This window comes from Sphingomonas sp. CFBP 13728, from assembly GCF_014841895.1.
Classification (GTDB): domain Bacteria; phylum Pseudomonadota; class Alphaproteobacteria; order Sphingomonadales; family Sphingomonadaceae; genus Sphingomonas.
On the sequence record NZ_JACYUS010000001.1, the window covers coordinates 335368 to 358610 of the forward strand.

The following is a 23243-nucleotide window of genomic DNA, read 5'->3' on the forward strand; positions in this document are numbered from 1 at the left end:
AGTCTTGGCATGAAGAGGGTTTTGGGCCTGATCGGTGCCGCGTTGCTGTCGACGTCCGCCCTCTCCGCGCCGCTCACCGTCACGCCGGTATCGACCAAGGCGGGTGCACCGCTCCCGATCCATATCGGTGGCCGTGTCGAGCCGACGGCGGACGGCTATCGGCGCCAGTGGCCCGGCACGTATTTCGAGGCGAGCTTTCGCGGCGAAGGCGTTCTGCTCAAGATCGGCGAAGGCGACGTCATCCTGCGCATCTCGGTGGATGCCACCACCGCCGCAACGCTGGTGAAGCCCAAGCCCGGGCTCTACCGCGTGGACGGTCTGGCGAACGGTCGCCATACCATCCGCGTCGACGTCGCCAGCGAAAGTCAGGCGGCATCGACGGTATTCGGCGGCTTCTACGCCACCGCCGGCACGCGCGCACTTCCCTTCCCAGCCCGCACCCGCCAGATCGAGTTCATCGGCGACTCGCACACCGTCGGCTACGGCAACATCTCGACCAAGCGCGAATGTACGCAGGACGAAGTCTGGGCGACCACCGACACCTCGCAGGCCATGCCCGCGCTGACCGCCCGCCGCTACGGCGCGGATTACCAGGTCAACGCGATCTCGGGTCGCGGCATCGTCCGCAACTATGACGGCATGCCTGCCGATACCGTCCCCGCCGCCTATCCGTTCACGCTGTTCGACAAGGCGAAGCGCTACGCCGATCCGGCGTGGCACCCGAGCCTGTACGTCATTGCGCTCGGCACCAACGACTTCACCACGCCGCTCCATCCGAACGAGCCCTGGAAGACACGCGAGGCGCTCCACGCCGACTACGAGCAGCACTATGTCGGGTTCGTCAAACGCCTGCGGGCGCGCGATCCGAACGCGCATGTCGTGCTGTGGGCAACCGACATGGCCGATGGCGAGATCGCGGCGGAAGTGGCCAAGGTCGCTGCGCGTCTCAAGGCCGCAGGCGAGCGCAACGTGGCGTTCGTTCCGGTGACCGGGCTCGCCTTCACGGGCTGTCACGCACACCCATCGACCGCCGACGACGCCCGGATCACCACCGCGCTGTCCACCTACATCGACGCGCATACCGAGATGTGGGCGCGGAAATAACCAAATGATTTGCGCAATGCTGCCGTCACCCGGTAGCACGCGTGCAAAGGTACGGATCACGATCGCGTACCACCCAGGGAGAGTATGATGTCGGCGAGTTTTTCAACCTTCACGATCGCGCTTCTGCTGCAATCGGCGGCCACGTCCGTAGCGGCACCGACCCCGCCGATGTCCGCCGTCGCGCATCCGGAGATCTGGCCGACCGCCAACGCGCGGCCCCTGCGCGATCCGAAGGTCGAGGCACGGATCGACGCGATCATGAAGCGCATGTCGGTCGCGGACAAGATCGGTCAGCTGATTCAGGTCGACATCGCCAGCATCGAACCTTCGGATCTGCGCACCTACAAGCTCGGTTCGATCCTCAACGGCGGCAATGCCGGCCCTGGCGGCAACGATCTTGCTCCCCCGGTCGAGTGGCTTAAACTCGCCGACGCGTTCTACGACGCCTCGATGGCGCGTACCGACGGTCGCCCCGCAATTCCCGTGATTTGGGGCACCGATGCGGTCCACGGCAACAACAACATCCCCGGCGCCACGCTCTTCCCGCACAATATCGGACTTGGCGCGGCGCGCGATCGCGACCTGATGCGCGAGATCGGCCACGTCACCGCGATCGAGACCGCGGCTGCCGGCATCGACTGGACCTTCGCGCCGACGCTCGCCGTCGTCCGCGACGACCGCTGGGGCCGGACGTACGAGAGCTATTCCGAAGAACCGACGATCCAGGCCGATTACGCCGGCACGGTGATCGAAGGCGTCCAGGGCAAGGTCGGCACCAAGGAGTTCCTCGCCCCCGACCGCGTGATCGCAACCACCAAGCATTTCCTCGGTGACGGCGGCACCGGCGGTCGCGACCAGGGCGACGCGCTGATCCCGGAAACCGCGCTGCGCGACATCCACCTCGGCGGTTATCCCGCCGCGATCGAGGCTGGCACTCAGTCGGTGATGGCGAGCTTCTCGAGCTGGAACGGCGCGAAGATGCACGGCAACAAGAGCCTGCTGACCGGTGTTCTCAAGGACCGTCTCCACTTCGACGGCTTCGTGGTCGGCGACTGGAATGGCCACGGTCAGGTCGACGGTTGCTCGAACGAGAGTTGCGCCGCAGCGATCAACGCCGGGCTCGACATGTTCATGTATTCGGGCACCGGGTGGAAGACGCTCTACGACAACACGTTGAAGCAGGCGCAGTCGGGCGAAATCCCCGCCGCACGCCTCGACGACGCAGTCCGCCGCATCCTCCGCGTGAAGATCCGCGCGGGCACGTTCGATCGCGGTCGTCCCTCAGCGCGCGCGCTCGCCGGCAAGATGAACCTGATCGGTGCCGCAGACCACCGTGCGATCGCGCGCCGGGCGGCGGCTGAATCGATGGTGCTGCTCAAGAACGAGGGCGGGCTGCTCCCGCTGAAGCCATCCGCCAACATTCTCGTCGCTGGCGGTGGTGCGGACAATATCCCGCAGCAGGCCGGCGGCTGGTCGCTGACGTGGCAGGGCGGCGGCACCACCAACGCGAACTTCCCCAATGCCCAGACGATCTGGTCGGGCATCGACACGGCGGTCAAGGCTGCGGGCGGCACCGCGACGCTGTCGGCGGACGGCAGCTTCGCCAAGAAGCCCGACGCGGCGATCGTCGTGTTCGGCGAACAGCCCTATGCCGAGTTCAAGGGCGATCGCCCGAACCTCGAATACAGCCCCGACGACAAGTCAGACCTCGAACTCTTGCGGAAACTGAAGGCGGCGGGCGTGCCGGTCGTCGCGGTTTTCCTGTCGGGCCGCCCGCTGTGGGTGAACGCCGAACTCAACGCGTCCGATGCGTTCGTCGCGGCGTTCCTGCCGGGTAGCGAAGGCGGCGGCGTGGCCGACGTGCTGTTGCGCAAGAAGGACGGCGGCGTCGCCAACGATTTCCGCGGCAAGTTGAGCTTCTCCTGGCCCAAGCGCCCCGACCAGTACGTCCTCAACCGCTCCGACCCCGGCTACGACCCGCTGTTCGCGTTCGGCTACGGCCTCAGCTACGCCAAGCCCGGTTCGGTCCCCAAGCTCGACGAAACCCGCCCCGCCGGCATGGCCGCATCGTCGAACGGGACGATCTTCGGCAAAGGCCGCGTTCCCGAGGGTTGGTCGCTGACCTTGGTCGAACAGGATCAGTCGAAGGTCCGCCTGCTCGGCGTCAACGCGACGACCGCGACCAAGCGCCTCACCGCCTCCGCGGTCGACCGTCGCCGCCAGGAGGATGCGCGTGCGCTGGTGTGGGCTGGCGGGCCTGCCGATGCGCGGGTGGAGGCGTCCGGTCCGCTCGACCTGACGCGCGAGAGCAACGGCGAGCTCAGCCTCGTCGTCGACGTTCGCGTCGACCGCGCCGGCAGCGGCCCGGTAAACCTCGGCATGGTCAGCAACGACGGCAAGCCGGTGACGGTGCCGATCACCAGGACGCTTGCCGCGGGCAAGCCCGGCGACTGGCAGCAGATGATCGTGCCGCTGCAATGCTTCGCCAAGCGTGGTATCGACATGGCGCACGTCACCGCGCCGTTCGTGATCGCCACCGATGGCAAGCTCGGCCTGTCGATCTCCGACGTGAAGATCGACTCCGCGCCGGTGCCAATGACCAAATGCGGCGACTGATCCCCGTGCTGCTCGGCGCGGCGGCCGTCCTGCTGACGACCGCCGCTACGCAGCCCCCGCCCGCGCCGATCCGGATCGACCAGGCGGGGTTCGAGACGAGCGGTCCCAAGATCGCCGTCCTGCCGTCGTGGCAGGCCAAGCCGCTCGCGTGGACACTTACCGATGCGAGCGGCAAGACCGTCGCGTCGGGTCAGACGATACCGGTCGGTCCGGATGCCGCCTCGGGCGAAAGCATCCACCGGATAGACTTCGCCACGTTCCGGACGCCCGGCACCGGCTACCGGCTCCACGTCGGCGCCAACGCCAGCCATCCCTTCGCGATTGCCGACCGCCCGTTCGCACCGGTCGCAACCGCGGCGATGGCGTTCTTCTATCAGCAGCGCAGCGGCGTGCCGATCGTTCCCGCGTTCGTCGAGCGCAAGGACCTTGCCCGCCCCGCCGGCCACGCCCCGGACATCGCCACCTGCTTCGCCGGGCGGGACCAGAAGGGCGTCAAATGGCCTGGCTGCAGCTACAAGCTCGACGCGACCGGCGGCTGGTACGATGCCGGCGACCAGGGCAAATATGTCGTCAACGGCGGCGTCTCGACCTGGACGTTGCTCGACCTCCACGAGCGACTAGCCGCGTTCGGTGACGCCAACGCCTTCGCCGACGGTCGCCTCGCGCTGCCCGAACGCGCCAACGGCAAGGACGACCTGCTCGACGAAGCCCGCGTCGAAGTCGCCTTCCTGCTCGCGATGCAGATCCCCGACGGAACGACGCTCGCCATCGCCCCCGACGCAGGGGTAGCCGGCAAGGCGATCACGCGGTTCGAGACGATCGACGCCGGCGGCCTGGTCCACACGAAGATCGCCGACGAGAACTGGACGGGCATCCCGACCGCGCCCGCCGACGACCACCAGACGCGCTTCCTGTATCCGCCCTCGACCGCGGCGACGCTCAACATGGTCGGCGTCGCTGCGCAGTGCGCACGTATCTGGCGGACGATCGAGCCAGATTTCGCAACCCGTTGCCTGACCGCAGCACGGCGCGGCTGGGCGGCAGCACTCCGCCACCCGAACCTGCTCACCAGCTCCGACTTCACCGGCAGCGGCGGTTACGGCGACCCGGACGTCCGTGACGAATTCACCTTCGCCGCCACGCAACTCTACGTCACGACGGGTGAGCCCGCGTTCCTCGACCGGGTCCGCCGCGATGACCTCCTCACCGATCCCGGCACCAGCATCGACTGGGGTTCGTTGCGGTTGCCTGCCGCGCTCACGCTGGCGACAGTCCCCAGTCCGCTCCCGGCTGCAGACCGCGCCCAGCTCCAAACCCGCATCACCGCGCTCGCCGACGGCTTTGTCGAGGACGGCAAACGCAGCGGCTACGGTATCCCGTTCGCGGGTACCAATTACCCCTGGGGATCGAACAGCGCCGTCCTGAACCGCGCGATCATACTCGGCGTCGCGTGGCAGATCGACCGGAAGCCCGCCTACCGCGACGCGGTCGTTGCCAGCCTGGATTACATCCTCGGCCGCAACCCGCTCGACCGCTCCTACGTCACCGGTTTCGGCACGCGTCCGATGCAGCACCCCCACCACCGTTTCTGGGCAGCCGCTGCGGACCAGCGCTATCCGGCGCCCCCTTCGGGCGTCCTGTCCGGCGGCCCCAATTCGGACGAAGCGCGAAACCCCGGCCCGATGCAAGGTTGCGCACCGCAAACCTGCTGGATCGACGACTACCGGGCCTTCACCGTCAACGAAGTCACGATCAACTGGAACGCACCCCTGGTCTGGACCGCGGCGTTCCTCGACGCGACCCGAGCGCGCTAGAGCCGCTCCAGCGTCCGCGCGAGATACCCGCGGATCGCGTCGGTGCGTTCTGGCGAAGGCGCGCCAAGCACCCCGCGCGCGTCTTCCGGAAGATGTGCTGCCGCCTGCGCCGCGTCGTCACCGAACACATATTGATCGAACCAGCCGCGGACGGCCGCACGCTCGCCAGCGGGCAAGTCGCGGATTGACAGGATCGCGTGGATCAGCGCCGGGAACGGAGACGCCGCCCCCACCTGGGCCCACCAGTAATTGACCAGCACGTTGAACCGTCCAAGTGCCTTCACGTCATGCCACCACATCGATGGGATGAAGATGGCATCGCCTGGCTCCAGCACCGTCACCTGCATCTGGGCACGCGCCTCGGCAAAGCGGGGAAAGCGGTCGAGATCGGGCGCTTCGAGATCGACCAGGCTGACCGGTTGGCCGGCGATCGTCACGTCAAGCGGGCCAACATACAGGTTCGGGCCCTGCTCAGGCGGAAACAGGCAGAACCGTCGCCGACCCGCGACCACGACCGCGACGTTGCTCGATACGTCGTAATGCGTCGAAACGCGGCTTTCATTGCCGATCCAAACCCGCGGCACTGCATCGGGCGTCGGCAGCGGCAGGACGTTCGTCTCCGCCCAACCCGGCAGGAACTCGCCCGCTGCCGCGGCACCGGCGTAGATCGCAGGCGCACCCGCCACGCCCTGCAACGCGATCAACTGGTCAACCAGCGTCGGGATCGGTGCCTTGGCGTGCTCGAAGTTGAAGCCGCTCAGATCGTCGTTGTAAAAGAACCGTCCACGCACGTCGCTCTGCGCGACCATGACATCGGCCGAACGTCCCCCGTCGAACGACACGATATGATCGCCGATCGCGCGGTCGGAGGTCAGCCCCGCGCGAACCGCAGGCCAATCCGCCGCAAGCCCACGCATGACGACAGGACGGTATCCGTGTGCGACCTCCGCTTCGAACCGCGTCGCGTCGATCGCACCGATTTCGGCAACCGGAAGGCCAGGGATCTCACTCATCGCGTGCGTGTAATCCCTGGCCTTGTTTCCCGCTACCTCAGAAGGTCATACGCGCCGACAGCGTGTACGAGCGGTCGTTCTTGAAGAAGCTGCGCGGCGCCTCGAGCCCTGCGCCGTTCAGCAGGAAGTTGGTCTTAGTCGTCTCGTCGAGCAAGTTCGACGCGGTCACGCCAAGCTTGAAGTGCTCGTTCACCGTCACGAACGCCGATGCGTCAAGCTGTCCGGTCGGCAGGGCGTAGACCGGCAGGAACGGGAAGCAGCAATCGCGGTTGGTTAGCAGGAACTTCGAGCGCCAGCTGTACGCGACACGGGCATAGAAGGGACCCTTGTCGTAGAAGCCGGCGACGTTGACGGTATGCTTCGACAGGCCCTGGAGCGGGAGGTTGTCGTACAGGCCGGCGACGTCCTGCGGCGGACGGCTGCCATCCGCGGCGCCGTTGGCGGGCACCGGATTGGGGATCTTGCCAGCCTTCACGTACGTGTAGTTCGCCTGCATGCCGAGACCGCTCAGCGCGCCGGGCAGGAAATCGAAGGTCTGCTGGTACGCGATTTCCGCACCCTTGATCCGCGACTTGCCGTCGACATTGGCAGGACCGTTGACCTGCACGTCGAACGTCTGACCGTTGTTTGTCAGCGTGCGCGTGTAGCCCAGATTGTCGACGATGATATTCGACAGCGTCTTGTGGAACACGGTGGCGGTCAGCGAGCCGACCTTCGAGAAATACCACTCGCTGGTCAGGTCGAACTGAAGCGCCTCGACCGGCCGCAGATACGGGTTCCGCGACGTCGCCGAGAACTGGTAGTTACCCGCGGTGTTGCCCGACGACACACCGACGCCGACGAAGTTGCGCAGATCGCCAAAGTTCGGACGCGAGATCGCCTTCGATCCGGCGGCGCGGAACAGCAGGGTCGGCGTGACCTGCAGCTTCACGTTGGCGCTCGGCAGCCAGAAGTTGAACTTCTGCCGGGCGACATCCGGGATTGATCCGGAGTTCGCATATGCGAGAATCGCCGCCTGCTGGGTTGCGGGCACGGTGCAGATTGCGTTGATCGTCCCCGACGCCGGTGGCTTGTCACGCTGCGATTGGCAGAACCCGGCCAGCGTCTGGGGATACGCACCACCGGTCGGGGTTGCCGGCAGGTTGGACGCGTCGAAGATGCTGCTCTGATTCGGGAACGTGATCGCGCCGTTCGAGCTGTCCTTGGTATTGACGAAGCGCACGCCGACGTTGCCGGTCAGGCTCATGCCGTTGCCGAAATCCTCAACGCCGAAATCGGCGCGGACATAGGCGGACTTGGTCTGCTCGCGGTTGCGATAGAGTTCGCTGTTCAGGTACGCGCCATCGTTCAGCGGGCTGCCATCGCCGTTCTTGCGATCTTCAAGCGCGGTATACCCGCCGCCGCCCAGGGTCGTGATCTTGCGCAGCAGATCGGTGAACGCGTCATGATCGCGCAAAATGTCTTCGGCGACGAACGTCGCGCTCGGGGGCGTGTTGGTCTGACCACGGAAGAAATTGGTGAAATTATGCAGGCTCTGCTCGTCCTGACCGAGTGCGGCGTAGCTCACCGGCCCCTTTGCCGACCACGTCTCGGACAGATAGCCCCAATTGTTGTAATCCGCCGACCGCACCAGCTGCTTGCGATCCGCATACCGGCCGCCGACGCGGACATTGCGCAGGAACGCGGTGTCGCTGACGTCGAACTGCGCATCGCCGCGGAAGGCCCATTCGTGGCCATCATTATCCTGACGGCCATTGAACGCGTCGCGGAAATAGATCGAGTTCGGGTTGGCGAAATAGCTCGTGGTGTCGAACCCAGGTGTGATCGAGGTGATCTGCGGAATCCCGCCGCGCAGGTCGATCGCGGTCTGGCTGAACGTCGCGGTGTCGAGGATGTCGTCACGAACCTTCACCTTCGACGTCGCGTATTGCCCGTCGAAGTTCAGGTGGAGGCGATCGATCGGCTCGAACTTGATGTTGAGCGACTGATCCTGCGAGATCGACTTCGAGAAGAAGTGACGGTTGGATTCGGTCGTGAACACGCCGTTCGGCGCGAACTGGCTCAGCACGCCGTACCCGTTCGGGCCATTGCCCTGTACTGCGCCGGTGCGCTTGCCGAGCGTGCCGCTTGTGAAGACGCCGTTGTCGTCGTAGGTAAAGTCCGAGCCACCAACCGGGAAGACCGTGTTGGCATCGCCGTAATAGACGTTGGGCTCGACGGTGTGCTCGAGCCAGTCGTCGGTCGACTCGGCGCGGACAAACTGTGCGGTGACCAACAGGTTGCCCGACGCGGTCTCATACTGCGCGGCACCCGAATAGCCGATGCGTGTGCGGTCGAAATCCTGCGAGCGCGAACCTGCGCCCAGCGGCGCGTATACGACGTTGCGACCGGCCGGCAGCGGGAAGGTATCGAACAGCGTCGACTGGAACGGCGTGCCTGCGTTCAGCACGCGGCCTTCGCCGGCATCCTGGACGCCGTTGCCGTTCTTGTCGTCATTGTAACGCGGCAGCATCGACGAGATGAACACCGAGTCCGAGCGGCTGTAGAGCTTCTGGTAGGTGCCGCTGGCGAGAATGCCGAAACGGCCTGCGCTGCCCAGGTCGAACTGCTTCGAGACGAGACCGACGAACTGCGGCGCGCCACGCTTTTCGAGATCGCCGAGGTTCATGCCGGCCGAGAGGAACAACAGGTCCTTCTTCGAGTCGAACGGCTTGCGCGTGTTGATGTTGACGGTGCCGGCGATGCCGCCTTCGACCAGGTCGGCAGTCAGGTTCTTGAACACCTCGACCGAGCCGACGATTTCCGCAGGAATGTCGTTGAAGCCGATCTCGCGACCGCCGCCGGCTGCGAACGCGTCGCGGCCGTTGAATTCGCCGCGGACATAGCTGAGGCCGCGGATCACGACACCCGAGCCCTGCGCAGAGTAATGCGCGGAGTCGCTGGGGGCGGCAAAGCGGCTGATCGATACGCCGGGAACGCGCTGCAACGCTTCGTTGACCGAACGATCGGGCAGTGCGCCAATGTCTTCAGCGGTGATCGCGTCGACCACGGTGTCCGAATTGCGCTTGATGTTCTGTGCGTTGGCCAGGCTCTGGCGAATGCCCGTGACGACGATCTCTTCGCGCTCGGGATCGGGGGTCGGGTTACCGGCATCCTGCGACGCGCCCGACGTACCGGTCGTGTTGCTGGCCGAACCCGGCGCTGTCCCTGCGGTCGCAGAATCGAGGCTGGTCGCACCCGACGTCGTGCTTGCGACACCCGAACCAGCAGGTGCTGGAACGGTTTGCGCATCCGCAGTGGCAGGATCGGCGACCTGCGCGAACGACGGCGTTGCAGCGAACGCGATCGCAAGAACGGAGACACTTCCACCGAACAAACGGGAAGCGAGACGAACCGTCACAGACGCACCAGCACTTGGCATTATTGACCCCTTATACATCCACCAGCACCCTTGCCGCCGCTTCTGAAGCAGGCGTACAAACTGCGCTTTCTCCCTAGGAACGAACGATAAATCGGTCGCCGAACCAACCATTACTCAGCTATGTTTTCCGTCACAAGTTGAATAATGAAATTTGGTAGACAGATTCGAAAGGATGCCGTTCCAGTGTTGCCCCAGGGTAACAGTCTCGTAACGGTCCTAATCGACGCGAGGGGATGATGACGGAAATCGAGCGAACGCGAGTCGTGATCGTGGGCGGCGGCACGGCGGGATGGATGACGGCCGCGGCACTCGTCCGGCTGCTGCCGAGCGCCTGCACCGTGCAGCTGATCGAGTCGGCGGAGATCGGCATCGTCGGCGTCGGCGAGGCAACACTGCCGCACATCCGCGCGTTCGTCGAACGGCTGGGGCTGGACGAGGCGGATTTCATGCGGGCGACGCATGCGACGTTCAAGCTCGGCATCGACTTTCGAGACTTCGGCGCGATCGGCGACAGCTATATCCACCCGTTCGGCACGTTCGGGCGTCCGCTCGGCGACGTCGGCTTCCATCATTACTGGCTGCGGTTGAACGCTGCCGGACGCGCAGGGCCGATCGGCGACTATTCGGTCGCTGTCGCCGCCGCCACCGCGCATCGCTTCGCCATCCCCGACGGCCCTGCCGACGATCTCGCGGCGAGCTTCGGCTATGCCTATCAGTTCGATGCGACGCTGTTCGGGCCCTATCTGCGCCGCTTTGCCGAAGCGCAGGGTGCACGCCGCACCGAAGGCCGGATCGTCGCCGTCGACCAGCACGCCGAGACCGGCAACGTCCGCGCCGTACGTCTCGACTCGGGCGAGACGATCGAAGGCGACCTGTTCGTCGACTGCTCGGGATTCCGGAGCCTGCTGCTCGGCGATACGATGGCGGAGCCGTGGGAGGATTGGTCAAATTGGCTACCTTGCGACCGCGCGGTGGCAATGCCCGGCGCGTCACCCCAGGGGCCGATCGAGCCCTATACCCGGGCCACCGCGAAGTCGGCCGGCTGGCAATGGCGCATCCCGCTCCAGCACCGCGTCGGCAACGGCTATGTCTATTCCAGCGCGCATCTCGACGACCAGGCCGCGGCGGACTCGCTGGTCGCCTCGGTCGAGGGCAAGCCCCTCGCCGACCCGCGCTTCCTCAAGTTCCGCGCGGGCCGCCGCCGCAATAGTTGGGTCGGCAACGTCGTCGGCATCGGGCTCGCCTCCGGCTTCCTCGAACCGCTCGAATCGACGAGCATCTACCTCGCGCAGATGGCGATCACGCAGTTGATCGAACTGTTCCCGCAACGCGCCGGATCGGAGGGTATCTCGCCGACGGACCGGACCGAGTTCAACCGCATGGTCGACATGGAATATGACCGCATCCGCGATTTCCTGATCCTCCATTACCACGCCACCACCCGCGACGATTCCGACTTCTGGAACCACGTCCGGACGATGGACGTGCCGGACACGCTCGCGGAGAAGATGGACCTGTTTCGCCGCGCCGGCCGCGTCGCGCAGTATAGCGAGGGGCTGTTCCTCGAGCCGAGCTGGCTGGCCGTGTATCTGGGCCAAGGCATTGTCCCCCAGGGCTGGGACCAGCGCGCGAACGGCCCCGCGCTCGACGGACTCGACCGCGCCGTCGCCAACCTCCGCGCACAGGTTGCCGCCACTGCCGGGGCGATGCCAGACCACGCCGCGTTCCTTGCCCAGCGCAACGCGACGATCCCGGCATGACCGAACGCACACCCGTTCGGAGCATTGCGGTGCTGGGCGCCGGCATCGTCGGGTTGTCCGCCGCGATCGCCTTCGCCCGTGCGCTGCCCGGTCTCGCGATCACGTTGATCGAAACTCCGGCAGACCCCGCCGCGCTGGCGGATCGCATGCCCGGCACGCTGCCGTCGATCGCCGCGTTCCACGACCGCATAGGCCTCGGCGAACGCGATCTCCTGGCGGCCGGTACGCTGCATCATATCGGCACGCGGTTATCCGACTGGCGTTCCGACGGCGGGCGCGTCGTCCTGGCACGAGGCGACCGCGGCGGTCCGATCGGGACGGGAGCGTTCCACCAGCATTGGCTGAACGCCCGCCGCGCCGGCAAGGTCGCTGCGTTCGACGCGTTCTCGCCAGCCGCTGCTCTCGCGGCAGCAGACCGGTTCGTGCACCCAGCGGACGATTCGGCTTCACCGCTTTCAGGCCTCGCCTACGCGCTCCGGCTCGATCCGCCGCGCTACCGGGATCTGCTTCGCGCGTTGGCGCGGCATCTTGGCCTGGCGCCCGTTCCAGGTGCGTTCGCGGGTGTCGAACGCCGTGCGGATGGCGGCGTCGAGGCGCTGATGTTGGCGGATGGTCGTCGGATCGTAGCGGATCTGTATCTCGATTGCGCCGGCCCCGCCGCCCCGCTTCGCTCGGCGATCGACACGCGGTGGGAAGATTGGGGCAGATACCTGCCTGTCGACCGCCTGCTCCTCGGTACGGGGCCGACCCGCGCGCCCTCCCCGACCGACGATCTCATCGCACTTCCAGCGGGGTGGCGGTTCGAAAAGCCTCTGCGAGATCGCACGCTGGTCGGTCTTGCCTATGCCGCCGTCCAGACACCGGACTCCAGCGCACGTCGCATTCTCCCCGCAGGCGAGGAGGTCGTGGACATCGCCCCCGGCGTCCGCCCGGAACCCTGGCTCCACAACGTCCTCGCGCTTGGTGACGCCGCGATTGCGCTCGATCCGCTGGCCGACGCCAACCTTCACCTCGCGCAAGCAGGGATCCTGCGCGCGATCGACCTCCTGCCCGGCCGTGACTGCGCCGCCAGCGAACTCGCCGAGTACAACGCCCGCACCTACTGCCAGGCATCGCGCGTGCGCGATTTTCAGGCGGCGCACTATCACGCCGCGACCCGAACTGGCGGCGACTTCTGGAAGCACGTCCGCCGCCTGCCTCGCACGGACAGCCTCGATCACACGCTCGACCAGTTCGCTCACCGCGGTCGCCTGCCGTTCTACGAAGACGAGAGCTTCGAGCCGGACGAGTGGCACGGCTTGCTGCTTGGCCTCGGCATGATCCCGCGCATCCCCGATCCGATCGCTTCGGCAACGCCGTTGGAGACGTCCCGCACGGCACTGACCCGGATCGCCGAGGCCAATGCCGCCCTGCCCTCGCGCCTGCCGCCCTACCCCGCCTATCTCGCGCAACTGGAACGCAGACGATGACCGCTCCCATCCGCAAAGTCGTGATCGTCGGGGGCGGCACCGCCGGCTGGATGGCCGCAGCCGCCGCGGCACGGTTCCTCGACGACGGCCAGCGCCAGGTCGTGCTCGTCGAGTGCGATGCGATCGGCACAGTCGGTGTCGGCGAGGCGACGATCCCGCCTATCCTGGGCTTCAACCAGTTGATCGGCGTCGACGAACGCGATTTCGTCCGTGCGACCGGCGCCACGTTCAAACTCGGGATCGAGTTCGTCGGCTGGGACACTGGCGCCGATCGCTACATGCACGCATTCGGCGGGCACGGCCGCGATATCCAGGGCCTGGCGTTCCATCAGCTCTGGCTGAAACTGCGGGATCGCCCCGGCATCGGCGGGCTCGACGCCTATTCACCATCCGCGGTTGCCGCGCATCTCGGCCGCTTCGGCCAGCCAAGCGGAACGGCGCCACTCGCTTATGCCTATCATTTCGACGCCAGCCTCTACGCCGCCTTCCTGCGCCGCCACGCCGAGGCCGGCGGTGTCACCCGCATCGAAGGCCGCATCATCGGCGCCGACCGCGATCCGGAGAACGGCCACATCCGCGCAGTCCGGCTTGAGGATGGCACTGCGGTAGACGGCGACCTGTTCATCGATTGCTCGGGCTTCCGCAGCCTGTTGCTCGGCGAGACGATGGGGGTCGAATTCGAGGACTGGTCGCACTGGCTCCCGTGCGACCGCGCGATCGCGGTTCCGACCGAACCGACCACGCCTGTACTGCCCTACACCCGTGCCACCGCACGCCCGGCGGGCTGGCAATGGCGGATCCCGCTTCAACACCGCACCGGCAATGGCCATGTCTACGCCAGCACGCACATGTCCGACGACGAGGCGACCGCGCTGCTGCTCGCGAACCTCGACAGCGCCCCGACCGCCGATCCGCGCCAGCTTCGCTTCAAGGCAGGCCGGCGCGCGAAAATGTGGGAGGGCAACGTCGTTGCGCTCGGCCTCGCCGGCGGCTTCCTCGAACCGCTCGAATCGACCAGCATCCACCTGATCCAGACCGGCATCTCGAAGCTGTTCGCGCTGTTCCCCGATCGCGGCTTTTCCGCCGTCGAACGCGACGAATACAACCGGCTGATGGGCGACGCCTACACGTCGATCCGCGATTTCATCATCCTGCACTATCACGCGACCCGCCGCGACGATTCCGCATTCTGGCGGCATGTCCGCACCATGCCGGTGCCCGACAGCCTGACGCGCAAGCTCGCGCTATTCCGCGAAAAGGGGCGCATCTTCCGCTACGACGACGAACTGTTCGGCATCCCGAGCTGGGTTCAGGTTCTGCTCGGCCAGAACGTCATACCGGTAGGTTACGACCCGGTCGTGGATGCACTCGATGCCGACCGCGTTGCGGACGCCCTCCGCCAGATGCGCGCCGCCACCCTTCGCGCCGCCGAAGCCCTGCCATCCCATGCGGACTTCGTCGCCCGCTACGCAGCCTTCGTCGGCGTTTAGAACGGGTCCGACACGATCGCCGATTGCCCGCGCTTATCGCCCGAGCTACACCTTCCCCGTTGGCTCGTTCTTCGGACGGGTCGGCATGATCGCACCGGTGCTCCGCAAGGAGCTTAAAAGGGAACGCGGTGAGGGTGGCTTCGACCATCCGATGCCGAGGCTGTCCCTGCAACTGTAAGCGGCGAGCGTGATGCATGTGCGTGGCCGGGCGAATGTCCCGAGCCACCAGCCACTGGACCGATCGGTCTGGGAAGGTTGTGCATCAAGCGGTGACCCGTGAGCCAGGAGACCTGCCGGCGTGTGGTCGCTCTTGCCTGGTCCAGGGGATGGCCGAGGCACGGTACTCCGTCTGAGCGACGATGTGTGCGGTGGGGACCGCATGGGCAGACGTGCCGGCCGCGACGGCGTCCGGTGGGCACGACTGCTCCCGTTCGCTTAGGCGCGTGCTCGGGCCGATCGCTCGTGCCGCGAGCCGAGGCGTGGGCTCGCGCGCCATGCTCGAGAGCGTCCCCTGCCGGTTCGTCCGACGCCCCGGGGATTACCAATGATATTATCGATTTCGCGCGTCACGATCGCCGCGTCCTTACTCGTTTCGATACTGCCGTCCACGACCTCCGCGCAGATCGCGGAGGACCGATCCGGCGATACGACCAACGACATCCTCGTCACCGGTCGTCATCAAGCGGACCTCACCGTCCCGAACGCGACCGGCAGCCGGCTCAAACTGACGCCGCTCGAAACGCCCGCGACGCTGTCGGTCGTAGACGGCGACACGATCCGGGCACGCGGCGACATGACGGTGATCGACGCGACCAGCCGCGCGCCCGGCATCACCAGCGTCGGCAATCTCGGCAATGGCGGCACCGCGCTCGCCGCGCGCGGGTTCAGCGGCCAGGGCTCGGTGCTCCAGTTGGTCGACGGCGTCCGGCTGTTTCCGGCAGCCGGCACGATCACCTTCCCGAACGACCCCTGGATGGTCGACCGCATCGACATCCTCAGCGGCCCCGCCTCCGTACTTTACGGCCAGGGAGCGCTTGGTGGCGCGGTCAACGTGCTGATGCGCCAGCCGAATACCGTACGGATTCAGGTCGACGGCGAGATCGGCTATGGATCGCAGGACAGTTTGCACGTCGCGGCCGGCGCAGGCGGACCGATCGGCAACCGCCTGTCGTACCGCGTCGACGGCAGCTATCGGCGATCGGACGGCTATGTCGATCGCGCGCAATCGCGCAGCTACGCGCTGTCCGCCACCCTGCGCTGGGCACCGATCGACACGCTCGTCGTCACCGCGCGCGACGACTACGGCAACCAGAACCCGATGCGCTATTTCGGCACGCCGCTGATCGACGGACGTCTCGACGACGACAACCGCGATCGCAACTACAACACGCGCGACGGGCATGTCCGGTACCGCGACAACCGCACCAGCCTGCAGGTCGATTGGACGCCGACCGACGCGCTCACCGTCAGCAACCAGGCGTACCGCCTGACTTCGAAGCGATCGTGGCTCAATCTCGAAAGCTATTGCTGGATCGCGGCGGACGGTTTCTGCCCGAACGGAGCGAATGGCGACCCTGCTACGCCCGGCCAGATCTATCGCACCGACATGACCGGGATCGTCCACGACCAGACGCAATGGGGCGATCAGGCCAGCATGACGCTAAAGATGCCGATCGCCGACGGCATTTCGAACGACGTCGTGCTGGGTTTCGACGTGAACCTTATCAAGCTCACATACTCGCATAATTTCGGCGCCGACCCGCAGATTTCCCAAGTCGACCCGTATGACTTCGACCCCGGCCTGATCGTCGACACGCAGGGGATCGCACCGCGCTATCGTACGCGGACCAACGAATATGCGGTCTTCGCGGAGGACCGGCTGAAGCTCGGCGATCACGTCTCGATCGTCGGCGGCATCCGGTACGAACGCGACCGGATCCAGCGTTGGACGATCGACTCCACGGTCGCCGTCCCCACGGAGACCTTGGCGCTCGACAAGCGACTCCACAATACGACCTGGCGCGTCGGCAGCGTCTATCAGCCGATCTCGACCGTCTCGCTCTATGCGCAATACGCGACCGGAGTCGATCCGCTCGGCACGCTGACGACCTATTCGACCGGGCAGGTGCAGTTCAGCAACGCAAAGGGCGATCAGGTCGAGATCGGCGCCAAGGCGGTGTTCCTGGGCGGACGCGGCACCGCGACGATCGCGGCGTATCGCATCGTCAAGAAAGGTCTGCTGTCGCAGCTGACGCCTACCAGCCCCATCGAGCAGGTCGGCCAGCGATCCGCCAAGGGTATCGAGGCTGCCGTCTCGCTCGACTTGCCCAAGGGGGTCGGGATCGACGCGAACGGCAGCGTATTGAACGCGAGGTTCGACGATTTCATCTCGGGCGGCAGGAGTTACGCCGGCAACACGCCGCCCGACGTACCCGAGACGATGGCGAACCTGTGGCTGCGCTGGACCGCGACGCGCGCGTTCCAGGCGCGCGCGGGGCTCCGCTATGTCGGGCGTCGCTATTCGGACAACGCGAACGACTTCCGCATACCCGGTTACGTGACCGTCGACGCCACGCTGTCCTATGCCATGACGCCGCGGGTCGCGGTCGATCTCCATGTCTATAATCTGCTCGACAAGGATTATGCGATCAACAGCTACAATTCGCAGCAGTGGATCCTCGGACGGCCTCGCGCGGTGGACGTGTCGCTTCGTGCCGGGTTCTGACGTCGGCCGCGCAGCGTCGTTCGGCAGGGTCGGCCGGCGCTGGCTGTATCTCGTCCATCGGTGGGTCGGCATTGCCAGCTGCCTGTTCTTCGCGATGTGGTTCCTGTCGGGGCTGGTGATGCTGTACGTTCCGTACCCGTCGCTCACACCGGCCGAAACGCTCGCGCAAGTGGAGCCGATCGACTGGCGCGCGGCGAACGTGCCGCCGCCAATCGACGGAGGACACCTGCCGCAGGAGCTGTTGCTCGGGATGCGCGACGGCGTCCCCGTCTGGCGGATCGAACGCTGGGAAGGCGACCGGCGAACCGTTGCCGCTGACGCTGGCGCCCTGCTCGCGCCAGTCGACGCCGCCTACGCCACGCGCGTGGCGAGCCGCTTCGGCCGCGCAACTTCAGCGCAGGTCGAACGCATCGTTCGCGATCAATGGACTGTGTCTGGCGGGTTCGATCGACATCGTCCGCTGTGGAAAGTGACGCTGGCAGATCGTACCGGCACGCAGTTGTACGTGTCCTCCTCGACAGGCGGCATCGTCCAGTCGACGACCCGCAGCGAACGCGTCTGGAACTGGCTCGGCTCGGTGCCGCACTGGCTGTATCCGACGATATTGCGGCAGGACAATTCCGCCTGGCGTCAGGTCGTGATGTGGGTTTCCGGCCCCTGCATCGCCGCAGCGGTGGCAGGAATGTGGATCGGCATCCTGCGCACGCGGACGGGATCGCGCCGGTTCAAGGGCGGCCGGATGACGCCCTATCGCGGTTGGATGCTGTGGCATCACGTCGCCGGTCTGGTCGGCGGAGGCTTCCTGATCGCATGGATCGTCAGCGGCTGGCTGTCGGTCGATCCCTGGCACCTGTTCCACAGTGCCGAACCCGACGCCGCGGCTGTGCGCGCCTATGCCGCGTCCGACGCGATGCCCCTCGTCCCTCTCGATCGACTGCGCGCCGCCGGATCGGGCGCCGTCCGCGCCCGGCTGATCGACAACGCGCATACGCCCCTCGTCCTACTTGAATCCGCCGATGGAAAACGAACGATCCTCGGTGCAACGACCCTCGCACCGGCCCGCCCCAGCACGCCGGCAATCGTCGCCGCCGCACGGCGACTCCAACACGGCGCAACGCTGATCGCGCTCGAGCGGCTGACCGCGCCCGACGCCTATTGGTACGAGCCGGGTGGCAAGCCGCGCCTGCCGATCCTCCGGCTACGGTTCGACGACCCGCCAGCGACCTGGCTCTACATCGACCCCCAGACCGGCGAAGTGCTCGCGACCATCGACCGTCGCCGCCGAGCCTATCGCTGGGCGTTCGATCTGCTCCACAAATGGGATCTGAACGTGCTGACGCTGCATCGCCCGCTCTGGGATCTGCTGCTCTGGCTGTTCTCGATCGTCGGTCTCGTCACGTCGGTCAGCGGCATCTGGCTCGGCTGGAAACGGCTCCGGCGCGGCTGATCCCGATATCGCGCCGAACCGGACCGTTTGCCCAAGTGACACCGCCGCGCACTCCGCGTAGTCGGTAGGCATGGCCGGGTTCCGTCGCCTTTTCCTCGATCACGGCACGCTGTCGGCGTGGCTGATCGTATGTGCGCTGGCAATGAAGATCCTCGTCCCCGCAGGCTTCATGCCGGTCGTCTCCGGGGGCACGGTGACGATCCAGATCTGCGGCGGCACCGCGCCCACGACTATGGTCACGATGATTGCCAAGGCCACGATGATGGCCAAGACAATGCCCGGCATGATGCATCACCAGGACAAGGGCGATCACCAGAGCCGCGAGATGCCCTGCGCGTTCTCCGGGCTGTCCGCACCTTCGCTCGCGGCGGTCGATCCGCTGCTGCTCGCGATCGCCATCGCGTTCATCGTCGCCATGGGGTTTCGCCGGACATCGACCACCCCCGTCGCCGCGCCCGCCTATCTCAGGCCACCCTTGCGAGGTCCCCCACGCGTCTCCGCGTGATCCGACGGCCTTAAAACCCGCCGATCACACCGCTTCGACCGTCCGCACACCGGACGGAACAGCCTCCGCGCGCGATGTCGCCGCGCGGACCACGGCATCCATGCCGGCGCCTTCGTGCGTCGCCATGACGAACAGGGACTCGCATGTTCAGAACATTCCTGGCCGCCTCGGCGTCCATCGTCGCACTCTCCTCCCCCGCCCACGCAACCGATACGGACGATCCGCAGACCGAAATCGTCGTCAACGGCCAGCGCGATAAGCTGAAGCTCGATCGCACGTCCGACACCGGCAGCCGCCTCGGCCTGTCGGTGCGCGAGACTCCCGCCACGGTCGAGACGCTGACCCAGGCCGACATGCAGGTCCAGGGCCTGCGCACCGCGCGCGAGGCGTTCAATTCGGTGGTCGGCGCGATCGCCGGCAACGTCCCCGGCAACCCTGCCGTCGTGACGTTGCGTGGCTTTTCGGGTGGCGCCGTATCGATCCTCCAGGACGGCGTCCGCGTCTCCACCTCGACCGTCGTCCAGCGCGATACCAACGTCTGGCATTACGACCGGATCGACGTCATCAAGGGCCCCGCCTCGGTCCTCTACGGCGAAGGCGCGCTGGCCGGCGTCATCAACAAGGTCACGCGCAAACCCACCCTCGACGGCGACCACCTCGACGGACTGCTCAGCGTCGGCAGCTTCGCAACCGTGACCGCGGCGAGCGGCATCAACCTCAAGCTGTCCGACACCGTCGCAATCCGCGCCGACGCCAGCTATCTGCATTCCGACAGCCTCTACGACGTCGACGACAACGCGACGCGTTCCACGGGTCTCACCGCCAGCATCCTCCTCAAGCCCGCACCCGACCTTTCCGTCCTGCTCGCGGTCGATCACTACGAGGACCGCTACGACAGCAGCTATCAGGGCCTCCCGTTCGTCTCCGCCGCGGTCGCGCGCGACCCAAGCGACGCGCTTCGCAGCCCCAACGGCATGGTTCTCGACAAGGCGCTACGCCGCCGCAACTACAACCCTTCCGGGGCCTATTCCGGCGCGCGCGACACGACGCTGCGCTCGCGGATCGACTATGCGATCGGCAGCGGCTGGTCGGTCGCCAACGACTTCACCTGGTACCATGCCAAACGCGATTTCGTGCTCAGCGGCGATCAGGTCTTCACCACGCCAACGCCCTCCTTCCCGAACGGCAGCTTCGCGCGATCGGTCCAGCGGATCTACCACGATCACCGCTTCTGGAACGAGCGCCTCGTGATCGCCAACGACGGCAAGATCGCGGGCCTTCGCAACCGCTTCAGCCTCGGCGGCGAATATAACGACACCAATTTCACCAATCCGCGCCAGCAAGGCCCGATCGGCGGCAACACGGCCGCACGGATCACCAACGTCGATCCGTACGCGCCGATCGTGGGCATCTTCCCGACCGACGCCGCCGTCTATTCCACCACCAACGTCATCTACCAGTCGAAGCTGAAGACCGCCTCCGTCTTCGCCGAGGATGCGCTGAACCTGACTCCCGGATGGCTGCTGGTCGGCGGCGCGCGCTACGATCACATTGATCTCACCCGCGTCATCATCAACCTCAACGCGAACGGCGCCGTCACGCGCGGTACGCCGACCTATGATCCGTTCTCATGGCGGATCGGCAGCACCTATGATCTCACACCAAGTATCACCGTCTACGGCCAATACACGACCGCGGTCACGCCCGTGTCCTCGATCCTGCTCCAGTCGATCGTCAACACCGGCTACAAGCTCACCAAGGGCCACTCCTACGAAGTCGGCTTCAAGGCCTCCGCCTTCGCCAAGCGGCTGACGATGACCGGTGCCGCCTACCGCATCGAGCAGAGCAACATCCTCACCCGCGATCCGACCAATCCGCAGCAGGCGATCCAGGGCGGCGAGCAGTCGTCGCAGGGTGTCGAACTCAGCATCGGTGCGGCCGTCACCGACGCGCTCTCGCTGTCGGCGGGCGCCGCCTATACCGACGCCAATTACGATCAGCTCAGCGAACTCATCGCGGGCGCCCGCATCGATCGCGCCGGCAATCGCCCGATCAACACGCCTTCGACCACCGTCAGCGGGTCCGCACTCTACACGATCAAGGCGCTCCCGGTGACGCTCGGCGGCTTCGTCCGCCACGTCTCGGGTTTCTACACCGACACCGCCAACACCTATTTCGTCCGCGGCCATACCGTCGTCGAGGCGTCGGTCAGCTACCAGGTCGCGCCGCAAGCCTCCGTCTCGGTCCGCGGGCGCAACCTGACCAATGCGTTCTACGGCGAGTATTCGGGCTACCCGACGACCAACGTCTATATCGGCGCGCCTCGCAGCGTCGAAATCGCCCTTTCCACGCATTTCTGAGCAGGGGTTTCCCAATGGCGTCCGCCAGTTCGATCGATCCGAAGGCCTACCGCGCGATCTGGCGGTGGCATTTCTACGCCGGCCTCATCGTCGCGCCGTTCCTGCTGATCCTCAGCATCACCGGTGCGATTTACCTCTTCAACGACGAGATCGACGACGCGCTCTATCCTTCGCAACGCTTCGTCGCGCTGCATACGACGAACGTGCCGCCGTCCCGCATGATCCGCGCCGCCTTGACCGCATATCCGGGCGCTGCGACCCGGATCGACCTTCCCGGCGCCGCTGACCGGTCTGCCGTCGTGTATGTAACGCCGAACCGAGGCGAACCACTGCGCGTGGCGGTCGATCCAGGCACCGGACGCGTCTTGGGATCGACGATCTACGCTCGCACGCTCGTCGGGTTCGCAGACGCGATGCACGGGTCGCTGACGCTCGGGACGATCGGTGATCGCGTTGTCGAGCTGGCGGCTTGCTGGGCGCTGGTCCTGATCGCCACCGGCCTCTACCTCTGGTGGCCGCGTAACCGCCGGGGGTTCGCCGGCATCCTTTATCCCCGGCTGCGCGCGGGCGGACGGCTATTCTGGCGAGACCTGCACGCGGTGATCGGGGTCTGGTCGGTCGCGTTCATCGCCTTCCTGCTGCTGACCGGGCTCCCCTGGGCGGGCATCGAAGGCGACCTGCTCAACCGAGGCACCGCGGCGATCGGTATCGGCTACCCCGCCTCGAACCGCACGCACAACGCGCCGACGAGCGTGCCGATGAAGACGGCGCTTGGCGAGGCTCCGTGGACGATGGAACTCGCGCCGATGCCAAGCTCCGCGCCCTCCTCCGAACATGCAGGGCATGCCGGACACGAGATGGCGATGGCCGTCCGCGACGACGCGGCCGTATCTGGAACAGACCGGATCGCCAACTCGGTGATCCGCACCTACGGCGTGACTGGCGCCTACCGCCTGTTCCTGCCGAGCGGCGCTACCGGCGTCTACACCGCCTACACCTACCCCGACCGGCCACAGGGCCAGCGCACGCTCTATTTCGATCGGTGGACCGGCGGCCTGATCCGCGAGGTCGGCTATCCCGATTACGGCTGGGCGGCAAAGGCGATCGAGCTTGGCGTCCAGCTTCACATGGGCAATTATTTCGGGCTCGCGAACCAGCTCGTGATGCTGTCGATCTGTATCGCGATCGTCCTGCTCGTCGTCAGCGGCATCGTCATGTGGTGGAAACGCCGCCCGGCAGGCCGCCTCGCCGCCCCGGCCCGCGTCCCCTCCCCCCGGATCAAGGGCGCCATCGCGATCCTGATCGCAGCGGGCCTCGCCTTCCCGATGCTCGGGGTGTCGGCACTCGCGATCTTCCTGCTCGACCGATCGATCCTCTTCGCCCGCGACCGGTTCGGGCGCAGGTCGTCGATACCGACCTGACCCTATGCAAACCCTATGCGCGCAGGCCGAAATCGGGCTCGTGATGCTATGGCGGCGCGCATAATTACCGGCTCCTCACAGCATGAAGGAGCCCGACA

Annotated in this window: 13 protein-coding genes and 1 riboswitch; of the genes, 11 read left to right on the forward strand and 2 right to left on the reverse strand. The window is 66.3% G+C overall.

Annotation, left to right across the window (positions count from 1 at the left end):
• The first annotated feature begins 9 nt into the window (after positions 1–9).
• The 3 genes from IFT67_RS01420 to IFT67_RS01430 all read left to right on the forward strand — a co-directional run bounded on the left by IFT67_RS01420 (position 10) and on the right by IFT67_RS01430 (position 5534).
• Positions 10–1104 (forward strand): SGNH/GDSL hydrolase family protein, encoded by a 1095-nt coding sequence (locus IFT67_RS01420; RefSeq protein ID WP_192144762.1) that lies wholly within the window; start codon positions 10–12, stop codon positions 1102–1104.
• An 87-nt stretch (positions 1105–1191) separates the two neighbouring features.
• Positions 1192–3720, forward strand: a complete 2529-nt coding sequence (locus IFT67_RS01425) for a glycoside hydrolase family 3 protein (protein ID WP_192144763.1) — start codon at positions 1192–1194, stop codon at positions 3718–3720.
• Positions 3708–5534: a glycoside hydrolase family 9 protein gene (locus IFT67_RS01430; RefSeq protein WP_192144764.1), complete on the forward strand. Its 1827-nt coding sequence runs from the start codon at positions 3708–3710 to the stop codon at positions 5532–5534. Before IFT67_RS01425 ends, IFT67_RS01430 begins: the two co-directional genes overlap by 13 nt.
• On the opposite strand, the gene IFT67_RS01435 is transcribed toward IFT67_RS01430, so the two are convergent.
• Together IFT67_RS01435 and IFT67_RS01440 are read right to left on the reverse strand one after the other, a co-directional pair.
• Positions 5531–6547: a cupin-like domain-containing protein gene (locus IFT67_RS01435; protein ID WP_192144765.1), complete on the reverse strand. Its 1017-nt coding sequence runs from the start codon at positions 6545–6547 to the stop codon at positions 5531–5533. The two genes, IFT67_RS01430 and IFT67_RS01435, sit on opposite strands and share 4 nt — an antisense overlap.
• A 37-nt stretch (positions 6548–6584) precedes the next feature.
• Positions 6585–9947: a TonB-dependent receptor gene (locus tag IFT67_RS01440; RefSeq protein WP_192144766.1), complete on the reverse strand. Its 3363-nt coding sequence runs from the start codon at positions 9945–9947 to the stop codon at positions 6585–6587.
• A gap of 257 nt (positions 9948–10204) precedes the next feature.
• Between IFT67_RS01440 and IFT67_RS01445 the strand changes: the two genes are divergently transcribed.
• The 8 genes from IFT67_RS01445 to IFT67_RS01480 all read left to right on the forward strand — a co-directional run bounded on the left by IFT67_RS01445 (position 10205) and on the right by IFT67_RS01480 (position 23145).
• A complete protein-coding gene (locus tag IFT67_RS01445) occupies positions 10205–11728 on the forward strand; it encodes a tryptophan halogenase family protein (protein ID WP_446740801.1) in 1524 nt (507 codons plus the stop codon).
• Positions 11725–13197: a tryptophan 7-halogenase gene (locus IFT67_RS01450; RefSeq protein WP_192144768.1), complete on the forward strand. Its 1473-nt coding sequence runs from the start codon at positions 11725–11727 to the stop codon at positions 13195–13197. Before IFT67_RS01445 ends, IFT67_RS01450 begins: the two co-directional genes overlap by 4 nt.
• Complete coding sequence (locus IFT67_RS01455) at positions 13194–14687, forward strand: tryptophan halogenase family protein (RefSeq protein ID WP_192144769.1); 1494 nt, start codon at positions 13194–13196, stop codon at positions 14685–14687. Before IFT67_RS01450 ends, IFT67_RS01455 begins: the two co-directional genes overlap by 4 nt.
• 80 nt (positions 14688–14767) lie before the next feature.
• A riboswitch (cobalamin riboswitch) is annotated at positions 14768–14999 on the forward strand.
• A 232-nt stretch (positions 15000–15231) separates the two neighbouring features.
• Positions 15232–17412 carry a TonB-dependent receptor gene (locus IFT67_RS01460; protein ID WP_192144770.1) on the forward strand — a complete coding sequence of 727 codons (2181 nt, stop codon included), beginning with the start codon at positions 15232–15234 and terminating at the stop codon, positions 17410–17412.
• Positions 17399–18859, forward strand: a complete 1461-nt coding sequence (locus tag IFT67_RS01465) for a PepSY domain-containing protein (RefSeq protein WP_342450528.1) — start codon at positions 17399–17401, stop codon at positions 18857–18859. The genes IFT67_RS01460 and IFT67_RS01465 overlap by 14 nt, the downstream gene beginning before the upstream one ends.
• Positions 18860–18929: 70 nt before the next feature.
• Positions 18930–19364: a DUF2946 family protein gene (locus IFT67_RS01470; RefSeq protein WP_192144772.1), complete on the forward strand. Its 435-nt coding sequence runs from the start codon at positions 18930–18932 to the stop codon at positions 19362–19364.
• A 143-nt stretch (positions 19365–19507) separates the two neighbouring features.
• Complete coding sequence (locus IFT67_RS01475; protein ID WP_192144773.1) at positions 19508–21724, forward strand: TonB-dependent receptor; 2217 nt, start codon at positions 19508–19510, stop codon at positions 21722–21724.
• Positions 21725–21738: 14 nt separating this feature from the next.
• On the forward strand, positions 21739–23145 hold the full coding sequence (locus tag IFT67_RS01480) for a PepSY-associated TM helix domain-containing protein (RefSeq protein ID WP_192144774.1): 1407 nt from the start codon (positions 21739–21741) through the stop codon (positions 23143–23145).
• Positions 23146–23243 lie beyond the last annotated feature (98 nt).